We start from the raw sequence: 15,477 nt of genomic DNA on the forward strand, positions 1-15,477 counted from the left end.
TGACGACCAGGGTAGCTCCCGCGGACGTCAGCGGGCACGGCACGTCTCCCGCACCCCTGCGAAGAGGTCGGACTCGGGCAGCGGGCTGTCCACCAGCGAGCGGGCGAGTTGGAAGTCCTCCGTCGGCCAGGCGCGCCGTTGCAGGTCCATCGGCACCTGGAACCAGAATCCGTCCGGGTCGATCTGGGTGGCGTGGGCGCGCAGCGCGTCGTCGCGGACCGGGAAGTAGGCGGCGCAGTCGACCCGGGTGGTGATCCGCTCACCCTTGTCGGGGCGGTCCTCCCAGCGCTTCATCCACTCGCCGTACGGCGACTCGTGGCCGGCGGCGAGCATCGCCTCGTGCAGGCTCATGATCTTGGCGCGGGAGAAGCCCACGTCGTAGTAGAGCTTCAGCGGCTGCCACGGCTCGCCCAGCTCCGGGTGACGCTCCGGGTCGCCGGCCGCCTCGAACGCCGCCACGGTGACCTGGTGGGTCATGATGTGGTCCGGGTGCGGGTAGCCGCCCTCCTCGTCGTACGTCGTGACGACGTGCGGGCGGAACTGGCGCATCAGCCGCACCAGCGGCGCGGCGGCGACCTCCACCTCCTGCAACGCGAAGCAGCCCGCCGGCAGCGGCGGCAGCGGGTCGCCCTCGGGCAGCCCGGAGTCGACGAAGCCGAGCCAGGCCTGCTCGACGCCGAGGATGGCGCGCGCGGCGTCCATCTCGGCCCGGCGGATGTCGCCGATGTTGGCCCACACGTCCGGCCGGTCCATCTTGGGGTTCAACACGCTGCCCCGCTCACCGCCGGTGCAGGTGACGACCAGGACGTCGACCCCCTCGGCGACGTATTTCGCCATGGTGGCGGCGCCCTTGCTCGACTCGTCGTCGGGATGGGCGTGCACCGCCATGAGACGCAGTTGCTCTGCCACCTTCGGCGCTCCTCGTCTGTGCCCGTCGACCGGCCCACCCGGACCGACCGGCTGACCTGCCGGAATCTCCCCCCGCGCCCGCGAAAGCCCCCGTGCTGGCCGGTCGGGCGGTCGCCGGAGTGGTCGGAACCACCCTGGCCGGTCGCGGCCGACCTGCCATCCTTGGCTCAGCGCCGGGCTGGGAAGATGGACCCTGCCATTCTTGCCGATGCCGACGACAACAACGCCAGGAGATACCCGCCGGTGAGCGAGACGCACACCACAGTCACACCGGGCCCGCCGGTCTTCCCGCCCGGCCGATACGGCCGCCGCCGGGAGCCGGGGCGGCGCCGGCCGCTCCTGCTCGCCCTGGTGGTGGCGGTCGTGCTGGTCCTCCTCGGGCTGGGCGCCGCGAAGCTCTACAGCCAGTACGGCGACCCCGAGTACCAGGGCGAGATGATCAGCTACACCGGGATCACCGACTCCCGGGTGGTGGTCGACTTCCGGGTCACCGTCCCGCCGGGCGGCTCCGCCGTCTGCCTGCTGCGGGCCCGCTCGCACGACGGCGCCGAGGTGGGCCACGTCGAGGCCACCGTGACCGCCGCACCCGGCCAGCGCCACGTCCGGACCACCCGGGAGGTGCCGACCAGCGCGCGGCCGTTCATCGGCGAGGTGTTGCGCTGCCGACCGACCGGCTGAGCCGGACGTCCGGGGAGCTTCCGGACACGCACCCCAGGTCCCACCACCGGCACCCGGGGTGATCGACCACACTCCGACGGGTACGACACTGGTAGCTTGGTAGTTCACCTGTCAGCCAGCCCGCACCAATCGAGGAGATCGCCTGTGTCCACCAACGGAAACGAGGCGCCCGCCACCTGGCTGTCCCAGGACGCTTACGACCGGCTCCAGGCCGAGCTCGACGAGATGATCGCCAACCGGCCGGTCATCGCCGCCGAGATCAACGCCCGGCGCGAGGAGGGCGACCTGCGGGAGAACGGTGGCTACCACGCCGCCCGCGAGGAGCAGGGCAAGGCCGAGGGGCGCATCCTCTACCTCAAGGAGCTGCTGCGCACCGCCAAGGTCGGTGAGGCGCCGGATGCCGACGCGGTGTCGCCCGGCATGGTCGTGACGATCTACTTCGACGACGACGCCGACGACACCGAGACGTTCCTGCTCGGCTCCCGCGAGATCGCCTCCACCACCGACCTCACCGTCTACAGCCCCGAGTCCGCGCTCGGCCGGGCCATCCTCGGCGGCAAGGCGGGCCAGACCTGCACCTACACCGCCCCGAGCGGCGCCGACATCAAGGTGACCGTGGTGTCGTTCGAGCCCTACTCGGGCTGACCCCTCCGGACCCGCGCCGGACGGCTCGGGTCCGACCCGACCGAGGCTGACAGGCTCCTCGGCCCCGAGCCGCACATCCCGGAACGCCCCGACCGGATCATCCGGCCGGGGCGTTCGGCATTCCGGACGGGCTCACCCCTCGCCCGCGAAGACCACCTGGTAGCCGCTCGCGCGCAACGCGCTGATAAGCGTGTCCGAGTGCTCCACCCCGCGGGTCTCCACGGACAGCGCCACCTCCACCTCGCCGAGGCGCAGGTGCGGATTGGCCCGCTGGTGCACCACGTCCACCACGTTCGCCCGGTGCTCGGCGATCTCGCTGAGCAGCGAGGCGAGCTGGCCGGGCCGGTCGGTGCAGCGCACCGTGACGCGCAGGAAACGCCCGGCCGCCGCCAGGCCGTGCTCGATCACCCGGAGCATCAGCAGCGGGTCGATGTTGCCGCCGGAGAGCACCGCCACCGTCGGCGTGGTCACCTCCACCGCGCCGGCCATCAACGCCGCCACGCCCACCGCGCCGGCCGGCTCCACCACCTGCTTGCCGCGCTCCAACAGCATCAGCAACGCCCGGGAGATGTCCTCCTCGGAGACCGTGACGACGTCGTCGACCAGCTTGCGGACGTGGGTGAAGGTCAGCTCGCCGGGCCGGCCCACGGCGATGCCGTCGGCGATCGTCGCGAAGGACGGCAGCCGGACCGGTTCGCCGGCCCGCAGCGAGGGCGGGAAGGCCGCGGCGCTCGCCGCCTGCACCCCGATCACGCGTACGTCGGGACGCAGCGCCTTGGCCGCCACCGCCATCCCCGAGACGAGCCCGCCACCACCGACCCCGGTCACGATGGTGCGCACGTCCGGGCACTGTTCGAGGATCTCCAGCGCCACCGTGCCCTGTCCGGCGATGACGTCCGGGTGGTCGAACGGGTGGATGAACACCGCGCCGGTACGCTCCGCGAAGGTCTGCGCCGCGACCAGCGACTCGTCCACCGTGTTGCCGACCAGCTCGATCCGGGCGCCGTACCCCTTGGTGGCGGCGACCTTCGGCAGCGGCGCGTTCACCGGCATGAAGACGGTGGCCTGCGCGCCGACCAGGCCGGCGGCGAGCGCCACCCCCTGGGCGTGGTTGCCGGCGCTCGCCGCGACCACGCCGCGCGCCCGCTCCTCGGCGGAGAGCCGGGAGATCCGCACGTACGCGCCGCGCACCTTGTACGACCCGGCGCGCTGCACGTTCTCGCACTTGAGCCAGACCGGGCCGCCGAGCGCGGCGCTGAGCGGCCGGGAGGGCTCCAGCGGGGTGGTGCGGGTGACGCCGGCGAGCAGTTCCCGCGCGGCCTGTACGTCGGCGAGACCGACCATCTCCGTCATGCCCCGATCGTGCCACCCACCCCCGGCGGAAGCTGCGGCGACGTCACCGACGGTCAGGTGGCGGCGGGTGACCCCGTGCCGACCCGGGGATAGCCGGGCGCGTGCCGGGTCCACGGCGCCTGCATCTCGAACTGGCCGGCCACCCCGAGCAGCAGCAGCTCGGAGCCGGGCGGGCCGACGAACTGCACGCCGACCGGCAACCCGTCCGGGCGGCGACCCACCGGCACCACGATCGACGGCAGGCCGGCGATGTTCCACGGCGCGGCGTACGGGGCGTACCGGATGTTCGTCCGCATGTTCGCCAGCCAGGACCGGCCCGACCAGCCGGCGGCCTCCGGCGGCGGCCCGGCCAGCGCCGGGGTGAGCAGCAGGTCGACCGAGTGGTCGTCGAAGAAGTGCACCGACCGCTCGCGCCAGGCGGCCCGGTCGGCCTCCCGGACGTACCCCCGGCGCTGCGCCCACTCGCCGAGCGCGACGTGCCGGCGGCTGCGCCGCTGGAGCTGGCGCGGCGCCACCCCGGCGGCGCGCACGTCGGCGGCGGCGGCCGCGAACCAGGTGGCGATGCCCTGCAGGCCGAGCCGGGTCGGGTAGACCGGGTCGGTGGGCACGGTGTCGTGCCCGGCGGCGGCGAGCAGCCGACCGGCGGCGGTGACCGCGTCCCGGTTCGGCGCGTCCGGGGAGACGCCCTTCACCGGGGAGCGCAGCGACACGCCCACCCGCAGCCGGGGCGGCGGGACCAGCTTGTCCGGCCGGCGACCGGCCAGCACCGAGAAGCCGACCACCGCGTCGGCCACCGTGCCGGTCAGCACGCCGTGCTCGGTGAGCCCGAACCAGTCGTCCGCGCCGAGCTGGCAGGGCACCACGCCCCGGCCGGGCTTGAGCCCGACCAGGCCGCAGCAGGCCGCCGGGATGCGGATCGAGCCGAGGCCGTCGTTGCCGTGGGCCATCGGCACCATCCCGGCGGCCACCGCGGCGGCCGCGCCGCCGGAGGAGCCACCGGGGGTACGCGCCGGATCCCAGGGGTTGCGGGTCACCCCGGTGTCGTCGTCGGTGAGGGCCCACAGGCCCAGCTCCGGCATCCGGGTCACGCCGAGGATCACCGCGCCCGCGCCGCGCAACCGGCGGACCACCTCGTGGTCGGCCTCGGCCACCGGGGTACGCATCGCGGCGGACCCGTTCCAGGTGGGCAGCCCGGCGACGGGCGTGTTCTCCTTGACCGCCACCGGCACCCCGGCCAGCGGCAGGTCGGCCAACTCCTCCTGCTCGTCGACCTTCTCCGCCTCGGTGATCGCCTCGCCGCCGCGTACCGTGCGGAACGCGGCCAGCTCGGCGTCGACCCGGGACACGTGGTCGAGGTGGTCGGCCACCACCTGGGTGGCGGAGACGTCGCCACGGCGCACCGCGCGGGCGATCTGTTTCGCGGTCGCGCCGACCCAGGTCGTCGGCAAGATGTCCGGCACTGCCACCCTCCGTCGTCCAGCGGTCAGCCCAGTGCCTGCTCCAGATCGGCGAGCAGGTCGTCGACCGTCTCGATGCCGACAGACAGTCGCACGAGATCACCGGGAACTTCAAGCGGCGAGCCGGCAGCGCTCGCGTGTGTCATCCGTCCCGGGTGCTCGATCAGGGACTCGACGCCGCCGAGCGACTCGGCGAGCACGAACAGCCGGGCCCGGTTGCAGATCTCGACCGCGTGCTCCTCGCCGCCGGCCGCCCGGAACGAGATCATGCCGCCGAACCGGCGCATCTGCTTGGCGGCCACCTCGTGCCCCGGGTGCGAGGACAGGCCCGGGTAGATGACCTGGGCGACCTTCGCGTTGCCGTCCAGGAAGGCGGCGATCCGCTCGGCGTTGTCGCAGTGCCGGTCCATCCGTACCCCGAGGGTCTTGATGCCGCGCAGGGTGAGCCAGGCGTCGAACGGGCCGTTGATCGCGCCCATCGCGTTCTGGTGGTAGCGCAGCTCCTCGCCGAGCGTGCGGTCCGCGGCGACCAGCGCGCCACCGACCACGTCGGAGTGTCCGCCGACGTACTTGGTGGTGGAGTGCACCACCACGTCCGCGCCGAACGCGATCGGTTGCTGGAGGTACGGCGAGGCGAACGTGTTGTCGACCACCAGCAGGGCGCCGGCGTCGTGCGCCACGGCGGCCAGCGCGGCGATGTCGGCGATGCCGAGCAGCGGATTGGTCGGCGTCTCCACCCAGACGATCCGGGTGGCGCCGGGCCGGATCGCGGCGCGCACCGCGTCCGGGTCGGAGACCTTCGCCGGGGTGTAGTCGAGGCCCCAGCGCTCGGCCACCTTCGCGAACAGCCGGTAGGTGCCGCCGTACGCGTCGTCCGGGATCACCACGTGGTCGCCCGGCTTGCAGACGGTCCGCAGCAGCGTGTCCTCGGCGGCCAGGCCGCTGGCGAAGGCGAGCGCCACCGGACCGCCCTCCAGCGCGGCCAGGCACTCCTGCAACGCGTCCCGGGTGGGGTTGCCGGAACGGCTGTACTCGTAGCCCTCGCGGGGCGCGCCGACGGCGTCCTGGGCGTAGGTGCTGGTCTGGTAGATCGGTGGGATCACCGCGCCGGTGCGGGCCTCGGGGTCCTGGCCGGCGTGGATGGCGAGTGTCTCGAAGCCGTGGCTCATGCCCGAGACGTTAGTCGGCCGGTCCGTCGCGGTGCCGCCAACCCGGGCGCGTCGGTCCGGTCGACCATACCGGGCCGGCGAGTTCGACCGAAGCACTGCCGTCCCGCCTGCTCGGCGCGATCGACCGGATCTCCACCCCTCTGGACAAGCTTTGATCATGAAGTTGGCGGTATTCGTAGAGATCAAAGATGCCGCCAACTTCATGATCAAAGGAGTTCAGGCGGGCAGGGTGGGACGGGTGGGTCGGCCAGTTCGGGCCTAGGCTGCGTTGATGAGCGGGTGCGTGTTCTGCGGGATCGTGGCCGGCGAGGTGCCGGCCTTCACCGTGACCGACGAGCCGGACGGGGTGGCGTTCCTCGACACCCGGCCGGTGTTCAAAGGCCACGTGCTGGTGGTGCCGCGCACGCACCTGGTGACGATCGCCGACCTGCCCGCCGAAACGCTGCCGGGCTACTTCCGGCTGGTGCGGCGGATCGCGGTGGCGGTGCAGTCCGGTCTGGGGTCCGGTGGGACGTTCGTGGCGATGAACAACACCGTGTCCCAGTCCGTCCCGCACCTGCACACCCACGTGGTGCCCCGCACCAAGGGCGACGGGCTGCGCGGCTTCTTCTGGCCGCGCACCCGCTACGCCGACGACGACGAGGCGAAAGGCTTCGCCGAGCGGATCTCCGCCGCGCTGGCCTGAGGTCGGGACGGGCGGGTAAGGAACCGGGGACCGGCGCTGTTGCACAGGCTGGGAAAGCCACGAGAGGAGTCCCACCGTGTTCCTCCGCCGCATGAAGGCCGAGATGATCTCTCCTGACCAGGCCCTGCCGGGCCGCCCGCTCGCCATGCCGGTCGCCGACCGGCACGAGGTGCTGCCGTCGGCGCTGAAGGGCCCCTTCCCCGAGGGCGCGCAGGTCGCCGTCTTCGGCATGGGCTGTTTCTGGGGCGCCGAGCGCCTGTTCTGGACCCTCCCCGGCGTGCTCACCACGTCCGCCGGTTACGCGGGCGGCTACACCACCAACCCGACGTACGAGGAGGTGTGCTCCGGCATGACCGGGCACGCCGAGGTGGTCCAGGTGGTCTACGACCCGTCGAAGATCGCCTACGAGGACCTGCTCAAGGTCTTCTGGGAGAACCACGACCCGACCCAGGGCATGCGCCAGGGCAACGACGTGGGCACCCAGTACCGCTCGGCGATCTACACCACCACCGACGAGCAGCGTGCGGCGGCGGTGGCCTCGCGGGACGCGTTCGCGCCGATCGTGGCGCGCGCCGGCAAGGGTGAGATCACCACGGAGATCGCCCCGCTCGGCGACTATTTCTTTGCCGAGGACTACCACCAGCAGTACCTCGCCCCGACGAAGAACCCGAACGGCTACTGCAACCACGGCCCCAACGGGCTGAGCTGCCCGGTCGGCGTCGCCCGTACCGGAAGCTAGGCCGACAGCGTCCGGGCCTGCGGTGTTCGTCACACCGCGGGCCCGGCACATTTCCGACATCGGCCACCGGGCGGGCAGGAACCGAAGGCGTGACGGACGACCACCCTGGGTGACGGCGCACTGTAGCAAGGTGTCACACGTTCGTCATCGTCTCAACAGGCGAACTGCAACAAGCTCTGGCAGCATTGGCTCGTATGTGCGGACTTGCGGGAGAGTTCCGCCGTGACGGTTCACGCGCCGACGTCTCGGCCGTGGAGCGGATGGCGGCCACGATGAGTGACCGAGGGCCCGACGACAGCGGCATCTGGTCGCAGGGCCCGACCGCGTTGGGACACCGACGCCTCAAAATCATCGACTTGTCCGCCGCCAGCGGCCAACCGATCGTCGATGCCGCCGCGGGCCTCACCGGAGTCTTCAACGGCTGCATCTACAACTACCGGGAACTGCGCGCCGAGCTCCAGGCCAAGGGCCACCGCTTCTTCTCCGCCGGGGACAGCGAGGTCGTGGTCAAGGCGTACGCCGAGTGGGGGCTCGACTTCGTCGACCACCTGATCGGCATGTTCGCGGTGGCGATCAGCGAGCGGGACACCGGCCGGCTGGTGCTGGCCCGGGACCGCCTCGGCATCAAGCCGCTCTACCTCGCCGAGACCCCCGGCGTGGTGCGCTTCGCCTCGACCCTGCCGGCGCTGCTGGCCGGCGGCGGCGTGGACACCACCATCGACCGGGTGGCGCTCGCCCACTACCTGAGCTTCCACAGCATCGTGCCGCCGCCGCGGACCATCCTCGCCGGCGTCACCAAGCTGCCGCCGGCCACGGTCCGGGTGTACGAGGCGGACGGCACCACCCGCGACCGGGTCTACTGGGACCCGGCGTTCGGCCGGGCCGACGAGCGGGCCGGCTGGTCCGAGCGGGACTGGCAGGACGCGCTGCTCGACTCGCTGACCACCGCGGTGCGCCGCCGGATGGTGGCCGACGTGCCGGTGGGTGTGCTGCTCTCCGGCGGCCTCGACTCCAGCCTGGTGGTCGCGCTGCTGGCCGGCGAGGGGCAGGCCCGTTCCGGCCTGGCCACGTTCTCCATCGGCTTCGACGCGGTGGGCGGCCGGGAGGGCGACGAGTTCGTCTACTCCGACCTGGTGGCGAAGACGTTCGGCACCGACCACCACCAGATCCGGGTGCCCACCGGCGACCTGCTGCCGCCGCTGGAGGCCGCCGTCGCGGCCATGAGCGAACCCATGGTCAGCCACGACTGCGTGGCGTTCTGGCTGCTCAGCCAGGAGGTCGCCCGGCACGTGAAGGTGGTCCAGTCGGGTCAGGGCGCGGACGAGATCCTGGGCGGCTACCACTGGTACCCGCCGCTGGCCGGGGTGGACCGGGAGCAGGCGCTGGAGACGTACGCGAAGGCGTTCTTCGACCGCGACGCGGCCGGACTGGCCCGGGTGCTCAACCCCGACTGGCTGGCCGACGGCGACCCGGCGCGCGAGTTCGTGGCCGCGCACCTGGGCCGGGCCGGCGCGCAGACCGCGGTCGACGCCGGCCTGCGGATCGACACCCAGGTCATGCTGACCGACGACCCGGTGAAGCGGGTCGACAACATGACCATGGCACACGGGCTGGAGGCCCGGGTGCCGTTCCTCGACCACGAGTTCGTCGAGCTGGCCGCGAGCTGCCCGCCGGAGCTGAAGCTGGCCCAGGGCGGCAAGGGCGTGCTCAAGGAGATCGGCCGGCGGGTGCTGCCGCACGAGGTCATCGACCGGCCGAAGGGCTACTTCCCGGTGCCGGGCCTCACCCACCTGGAGGGCAAGCTCCTCGACCGGGTACGCGACGCGCTCAGCGCCCCGGAGGCGCGCCGCCGTGACCTGTTCCGCGCCGACTACGTCGACGCGCTGCTCGCCGACCCGAACGCCGAACTGACCCCGTTGAACGGAAACAAGCTGTGGCAACTGGGACTCCTGGAAATGTGGCTCCAGAGCCACGGAATCGACTGACCATGACGGACACCCTCGCCACCGGCACGGCGCGTACCGACCGGGAACGGGTGCTGGGCCGGCGCCGGGAACGCGTCGGCCCGGGCGGTGACCCGGTCGCCCCCGGTACGCCGGAGCCGGCGCTGCCGTCCACCGCCGTGGCCACCGACGCCTCCGGCGTGGTGCTGGACTGCGGCTGGGGCCGGCTGGTCTTCGGCCAGACCTTCACCGACCAGGTGCACGTGGCCGACGTGCTGCGCTCCGAGGCGAACGGCGCCCGGGACATCTGCATCTACCTGCGTGACCCGCACGTGCTGGTCTCCCGGCTGCCCGACGAGCTGTTCATCGACCCGTCGCTGACCTACCGGCTGCCGCTGGGCGAGCGCCGGCCGGCCGCCACCGAGGGCGGCGAGATCCCCGGGCTGAGCATCCGGGCGCTGCGCGACGCCGACGACGCGGACGCGGTGAACCGGATCTACGCCCGCAACGGCATGGTCACCGCCCCGGTCGACGTGCTGGTGGACAACGCCGCCACCGACCGGTTCCTGCACCTGGTCGCCGAGGACGCGGCCGGCGAGGTGGTCGGCACCATCACCGGCGTGGACCACGTCGCGGTCTTCGACGACCCGGAGAGCGGCGCCAGCCTCTGGTGCCTGACGGTGGACTTCAACACCGCGCCGCCCGGCACCGGTCAGGCGCTGCTCACCGCGCTCGCCGACCAGCTCGACGCGCGCGGCCGGGCGTACGTGGACCTGTCCGTGCTGGCGGAGAACTCGGGCGCGATCCGGCTCTACGAGCGGCTCGGCTTCCACCGCACCGGCACGCTCTGCGTGAAGCGGAAGAACCCGATCAACGAGCGGCTGTTCCTGCCGGCCATGCCGGAGGGGTACGACGAGCTGAACCCGTACGCCAAGATCGTCGCGGACGAGGCGATGCGGCGCGGCATCCGGGTGGAGGTGACCGACCCGCACTGGGGTGAGCTGAAGCTGACCAGCGGCGGCCGGACCATCCACACCCGCGAGTCGCTGTCCGAGCTGACCTCGGCGGTGGCGATGAGCCGCTGCGACGACAAGCGGGTCACCCGGCGCATCCTCACCGAGGCCGGGCTGTCCGTGCCGCGCGGGCGCACCGCCACCGGCGAGCCCGACGACCTGGCGTTCCTGGCCGACGTGGGCCCGGTGGTGGTCAAGCCGGCGCGGGGCGAGCAGGGCAACGGCATCACCGTCGGGGTGCGGACGCCGGAGGCGCTGACCGCCGCCGTCGAGCTGGCCCGGCGGTTCTGCCCGGACGTGCTGATCGAGGAGCTGCGCGCCGGCGAGGACCTGCGGGTGGTGGTGATCGACCACGAGGTGGTGGCCGCCGCGGTGCGCCGGCCGGCGCAGATCACCGGTGACGGGGTGCACGACGTCACCGAGCTGATCGACCGGCAGAGCCGCCGCCGGGCCGCCGCCACCGGCGGCGAGTCCCGGATCCCGGTCGACGACATGACCCGCGAGGTGGTGGCCGAGGCCGGCTACCAGATGCACGACGTGCTGCCGGAGGGGCAGGTGCTGGCGGTCCGGCGGACGGCCAACCTGCACACCGGCGGCACCATCCACGACGTGACCGCCGAGCTGCACCCGGCGATCGCCGAGGCGTGCGTGACGGCCAGCCGGGCGCTGGACATCCCGGTCACCGGGCTGGACCTGCTGGTGCCCGCCCCGGACGCGCCGGAGCACGTGTTCATCGAGGCGAACGAACGGCCGGGCCTGGCCAACCACGAGCCGCAGCCGACCGCCGAACGGTTCGTCGACCTGCTCTTCCCGGGCACGCGGGCACCGCAGCGACTCTGGTCGCCGGCCGGTGCGGCAGGCTCTGGGGCATGACCGCACGGAAACCCGAACCGCTCAAGCTCGACCTCGAATACCTGCGCCAGGTGCTGGTGGAACTGCTGGAGATCCCCAGCCCGTCCGGGCGTACCGACCACATCCAGCAGTACGTGGGCGAACGGCTCTCCGCGCTCGGGATCAGCTCCACGCTGACCCGGCGCGGGGCGCTGAGCGCCAGCCTGCCCGGGCCCCGGGCCACCGGCGCGGACCGCGCGGTCGTGGTGCACACCGACACCATCGGCGGCATGGTGAAGCGGCTCAAGGAGAACGGCCGGCTGGAGATCAACCCGATCGGCACGCACAGCGCCCGCTTCGCCGAGGGCGCCCACGTGCGGATCTTCACCGACGACCTGGACCGGGTGGTCACCGGCCAGGTGCTGCCGCTGAAGGCGAGCGGGCACCGCTACAACGAGGCGGTCGACCTCCAGGGCGTCGGCTGGGAGCTGGTCGAGGTCCGGGTCGACGAGCCGGTGACCGACGAGGCCGGCCTGCGGGCACTCGGCATCGACGCCGGCGACTTCGTCGCGCTGCTGCCCAACCCGTCGATCACCCCCAGCGGGTACGTGAAGTCCCGGCACCTGGACGACAAGGCCGGCGTGGCCGCCGTGCTGACCGCGTTCAAGGCCATGGTCGACGCCGGCGTCACCCCGGCGGTCACCGCGCACCTGCTGGTCACCGTCACCGAGGAGATCGGCCACGGCGCCAGCCACGGGCTCGACCCGGACGTGGCGGAGATCGTCTCGGTGGACGCGGCGGTGGTCGCGCCCGGCCAGCAGTCCCGGGAGAACGCGGCCACGCTGGCCATGGGCGACGGCGTCGGCCCGTTCGACTACCACCTGACCCGCAACCTGGCCGCGATCGCCAAGGAACACGGCGTCGACCTGGTCCGGGACGTGTTCGACTACTACCGCTCGGACGCGGCGTCGGCGGTCGAGGCCGGGGCGCACGCCCGGGTGGCGCTGCTCGGCTTCGGCGTGGACGCCACCCACGGCCACGAGCGCACCCACCTGGACGGCCTGCACCAGCTCACCCAACTGCTCTGCCTCTATCTGCAGAGCCCGCTGGTCTTCCCCGAGTGGGACGCCGAGCCGGAGGGCGACCTGGCCGACTTCCCGTCGCTGGCGGTGCAGCCGGCCCACGAGGACGGCCCGCGCGAGGGCCCGATCGGGCTGGACTGAACGTCTGTGATCGAAATCCGTTGCCGATGCCGCCGGGAAGTGGATAGCGTGGCGGTACACGGGAAAGGAGGTGGTCCAGACTTGTATAGCAATCGGACTCGTGAGGTGGCTGTCCGCTAGCCGCTGTCCTCGACAGTGAAAACTCGTCCGCCGCGAGGCGGGCACAGCATGATCGTCGAGACCGTGTGGCAGCGGTGCGGCGAAACCACGACAGCCACCCGACCCCCGGGGTGCCGGCCCAGTCCAGCCGGCCCGCGCGCGAGCGCGGAAGCCCCGGGGGTCGACCCTTTTCCGGGAGCGAGGACACCGTGTCGATGCGGGAGCTCGTCGTGCTCGGTACGGCCAGCCAGGCCCCGACCCGGGCGCGCAACCACAACGGCTACCTGCTGCGCTGGGACGACGAGGTGATCCTCTTCGACCCGGGCGAGGGCAGCCAGCGCCAGATGCTGCACACCGGCGTGACCGCCACCGACCTGACCCGGATCTGCGTCACCCACTTCCACGGCGACCACTGCCTCGGGCTGCCCGGCATGATCCAGCGGCTCTCCCTGGACCGGGTGCCGCACCCGGTGGCCGTGCACTTCCCCGCCGGCGGCGCCGAATACTTCGCCCGGCTGCGCCACGCCTCCAGCTTCTACGAGACCGCCGAGCTGACCGTCAAGCCGATCGACGCCGACGGGCAGCGGATCACGCTTGGCGTCGGCACGCTGGAGGCCCGCCGGCTGCGGCACCCCGTCGAGACGTACGGCTACCGGCTCGTCGAGCCGGACGGCCGCCGGCTGCTCCCGGAGCGGCTGTCCGCGTACGGCATCGCCGGTCCGGCGGTGGGGCGGCTGCTCCGCGAGGGCCACCTGGACCTCGACGGGCGCCGCGTCGACTCCGACGAGGTGAGCGTCGTCCGACCGGGGCAGCGGTTCGCCTTCGTGATGGACACCGGGCTCTGCGACGGCGTGTACGCGCTGGCCGACCACGCCGACCTGCTCGTCATCGAGTCGACGTTCCTGGCGTCGGAGGCCGCGCTCGCCGCCGAGGTCGGCCACCTCACCGCCGGCCAGGCCGCGCGGGTGGCGGCCGAGTCGGGGGTACGCACGCTCGTGCTCACCCACTTCTCCCAGCGGTACGCCGACCCGCGCCGGTTCCACGACGAGGCCCGGGAACACTTCACCGGCGAACTGGTGATCGCCGAGGATCTCCAGACGGTGCCGGTGCCGCCCCGGCGGGTACCGTCGCCGGAGTGACCGTCTCCCTACGCCCCGCGACCGAGTCCGACCTGATGGCGGTCGGCGCCCTGCACCAGCGTTCCCGGGTGGCGGCGTACTCGTCGTTCCTGCCGCCGGAGGCGCTGGCCGACCCCAACGAAGAGGCGATGGGCCGCTACTGGGTGGAGCGGCTGACCTGGGAGGCCGCCGACCACCGGATGACGGTGGCCGAGCGGGACGGGCGGCTGGTCGGCTTCAGCTATCTCGGGCCGGACGACGAGGGCGACCCGGCGACCGGCCTGCTCAACGCCATCCACCTGGAGCCGGACGAGCGGGGTCGGGGCACCGGCCGGGCGTTGATGGTGGACGCGCTGGCCGCGATGCGGGACCGGGGCTGGACCCGGGCGGCGCTGTGGGTGCTGCGGGACAACGCCGCCGGGCGGCGCTTCTACGAGCGCGGCGGCTGGCAGGCGACCGGGCTGCGCCGCACCGACCGCATCGGCACCGTCCGCGTCCACCAGCTCCGCTACACGCGTGGCGTGTAAGGAGGGGCCCCCTTTTAACGCATTCGGTAGAGGAGGGGCCCCCGCTTAACACCTCCGCCGTTCGCTCTCAGCGGATGCGGGCATGACCGTCCGCCGGTTCCGCGTTGCGGGCGACATGGACACCGAGGACACCGGGCGGGCCGACGACGCCGCGCTCGACGCGTACTCCCGGGTGGTGACCGGCGTGGCGGCGAAGGTGCTGCCCGCGGTCGCGGCCCTGGCGGTGCGGACGCCGCGCGGCGCGGGCGCCGGGTCGGCGGTGGTGATCGACCCGGACGGGTTGCTGCTGACCAGTGCACACGTCGTGCAGGGCGCGAGCGGCGGCGTGGCCGCCTTCGGCGACGGCACCGAGACCCGGTTCCGGGTGGTCGGTGCGGACCCGCTGTCGGACCTGGCCGTGCTGCGCGCCGAGGAGGCCGGCGTGCCGCCGGTCGAGCTGGGCGACGCCGACCGGCTGCGGATCGGGCAACTGGTGGTCGCGGTCGGCAACCCGATGGGGCTCGCCGGGTCGGTCACCGCCGGCGTGGTCTCCGGGCTGGGCCGGTCGCTGCCCGCCCGCGACGGGCGGCTGGTCCGGCTGATCGAGGACGTCATCCAGACCGACGCCGCGCTCAACCCGGGCAACTCGGGCGGGGCGCTCGCCGACTCCGCCGGCCGCGTCGTGGGCGTGAACACCGCGGTCGCCGGGTACGGGCTGGGGCTGGCCGTGCCGGTCAACCGGACCACCCGGCAGATCGTCGCCGACCTGACCGCGCAGGGGCGGGTGCGTCGGGCCTGGCTGGGGGTGGCCGGCGCGCCGGTGCCGCTGCCGCCGGAGGTGACCGCGCGGACCGGCCAGCGGCGCGGGCTGCGGGTGGTCGAGGTGGTGCCGGGCAGCCCGGCCGGGGTGGCCGGTATCTACCTCGGCGACGTGATCGTCTCGGCGGGCGGGCGACCGGTGCAGGACGGGCAGAGCCTGCAACGGCTCATGCTCGGACCGGCCATCGGCGTCCGGCTGCCGGTCACCCTGCTGCGCAAGGGGGCGTACGTCGACGTGGTGGCGGTCCCCACCGAGCTGGGCACCCGGTGAGGGGTGTTAAAAGGGGCCC

The 15,477-nt window shown here is 73.1% G+C and carries 14 protein-coding genes; 10 read left to right on the forward strand and 4 right to left on the reverse strand.

Annotated features, from left to right (window positions below; genetic code table 11):
- Positions 1-27: 27 nt before the first annotated feature.
- On the reverse strand, positions 28-909 hold the full coding sequence (gene mca / locus H1D33_RS19735) for a mycothiol conjugate amidase Mca (RefSeq protein WP_181571742.1): 882 nt from the start codon (positions 907-909) through the stop codon (positions 28-30).
- 243 nt (positions 910-1,152) lie between these two features.
- Here mca and H1D33_RS19740 point away from each other — a divergent pair, with 243 nt between their 5' ends.
- Together H1D33_RS19740 and greA are read left to right on the forward strand one after the other, a co-directional pair.
- Positions 1,153-1,587 carry a DUF4307 domain-containing protein gene (locus H1D33_RS19740; protein WP_181571741.1) on the forward strand — a complete coding sequence of 145 codons (435 nt, stop codon included), beginning with the start codon at positions 1,153-1,155 and terminating at the stop codon, positions 1,585-1,587.
- A gap of 144 nt (positions 1,588-1,731) precedes the next feature.
- A complete protein-coding gene (greA, locus tag H1D33_RS19745) occupies positions 1,732-2,232 on the forward strand; it encodes a transcription elongation factor GreA (RefSeq protein ID WP_181571740.1) in 501 nt (166 codons plus the stop codon).
- A gap of 132 nt (positions 2,233-2,364) precedes the next feature.
- Here greA and ilvA read toward each other — a convergent pair whose 3' ends face one another.
- Genes ilvA through H1D33_RS19760 form a run of 3 tightly spaced genes read right to left on the reverse strand, consistent with a single transcriptional unit; the run spans position 2,365 to position 6,211 of the window.
- On the reverse strand, positions 2,365-3,585 hold the full coding sequence (gene ilvA, locus H1D33_RS19750) for a threonine ammonia-lyase (RefSeq protein ID WP_181571739.1): 1,221 nt from the start codon (positions 3,583-3,585) through the stop codon (positions 2,365-2,367).
- 53 nt (positions 3,586-3,638) lie between these two features.
- Positions 3,639-5,051 (reverse strand): amidase, encoded by a 1,413-nt coding sequence (locus H1D33_RS19755; protein WP_181571738.1) that lies wholly within the window; start codon positions 5,049-5,051, stop codon positions 3,639-3,641.
- Positions 5,052-5,068: 17 nt separating this feature from the next.
- Positions 5,069-6,211: a cystathionine gamma-synthase gene (locus H1D33_RS19760; RefSeq protein ID WP_181571737.1), complete on the reverse strand. Its 1,143-nt coding sequence runs from the start codon at positions 6,209-6,211 to the stop codon at positions 5,069-5,071.
- A 271-nt stretch (positions 6,212-6,482) separates the two neighbouring features.
- On the opposite strand from H1D33_RS19760, the gene H1D33_RS19765 reads away from it, so the two are divergent.
- From H1D33_RS19765 to H1D33_RS19800, 8 genes are all read left to right on the forward strand, one after another.
- On the forward strand, positions 6,483-6,896 hold the full coding sequence (locus tag H1D33_RS19765) for an HIT family protein (RefSeq protein ID WP_181571736.1): 414 nt from the start codon (positions 6,483-6,485) through the stop codon (positions 6,894-6,896).
- Between the two features lie 76 nt (positions 6,897-6,972).
- On the forward strand, positions 6,973-7,635 hold the full coding sequence (msrA, locus tag H1D33_RS19770; RefSeq protein WP_181571735.1) for a peptide-methionine (S)-S-oxide reductase MsrA: 663 nt from the start codon (positions 6,973-6,975) through the stop codon (positions 7,633-7,635).
- A 194-nt stretch (positions 7,636-7,829) separates the two neighbouring features.
- On the forward strand, positions 7,830-9,620 hold the full coding sequence (locus H1D33_RS19775; protein WP_181571734.1) for an N-acetylglutaminylglutamine amidotransferase: 1,791 nt from the start codon (positions 7,830-7,832) through the stop codon (positions 9,618-9,620).
- Between the two features lie 2 nt (positions 9,621-9,622).
- Entirely contained in the window at positions 9,623-11,464 is a 1,842-nt protein-coding gene (gene ngg / locus H1D33_RS19780; protein WP_181571733.1) for an N-acetylglutaminylglutamine synthetase, read from the forward strand.
- Positions 11,461-12,645 (forward strand): osmoprotectant NAGGN system M42 family peptidase, encoded by a 1,185-nt coding sequence (locus tag H1D33_RS19785; protein ID WP_181571732.1) that lies wholly within the window; start codon positions 11,461-11,463, stop codon positions 12,643-12,645. The genes ngg and H1D33_RS19785 overlap by 4 nt, the downstream gene beginning before the upstream one ends.
- A 308-nt stretch (positions 12,646-12,953) precedes the next feature.
- Positions 12,954-13,883, forward strand: a complete 930-nt coding sequence (locus tag H1D33_RS19790) for a ribonuclease Z (RefSeq protein ID WP_181571731.1) — start codon at positions 12,954-12,956, stop codon at positions 13,881-13,883.
- Positions 13,880-14,389, forward strand: coding sequence for a GNAT family N-acetyltransferase (locus H1D33_RS19795; RefSeq protein ID WP_181571730.1), 510 nt, complete (start codon positions 13,880-13,882; stop codon positions 14,387-14,389). Before H1D33_RS19790 ends, H1D33_RS19795 begins: the two co-directional genes overlap by 4 nt.
- A gap of 82 nt (positions 14,390-14,471) precedes the next feature.
- On the forward strand, positions 14,472-15,458 hold the full coding sequence (locus H1D33_RS19800) for a S1C family serine protease (RefSeq protein WP_246411990.1): 987 nt from the start codon (positions 14,472-14,474) through the stop codon (positions 15,456-15,458).
- Positions 15,459-15,477 lie beyond the last annotated feature (19 nt).

It is taken from the genome of Micromonospora ferruginea, assembly GCF_013694245.2.
Taxonomy (GTDB): Bacteria; Actinomycetota; Actinomycetes; order Mycobacteriales; family Micromonosporaceae; genus Micromonospora; species Micromonospora robiginosa.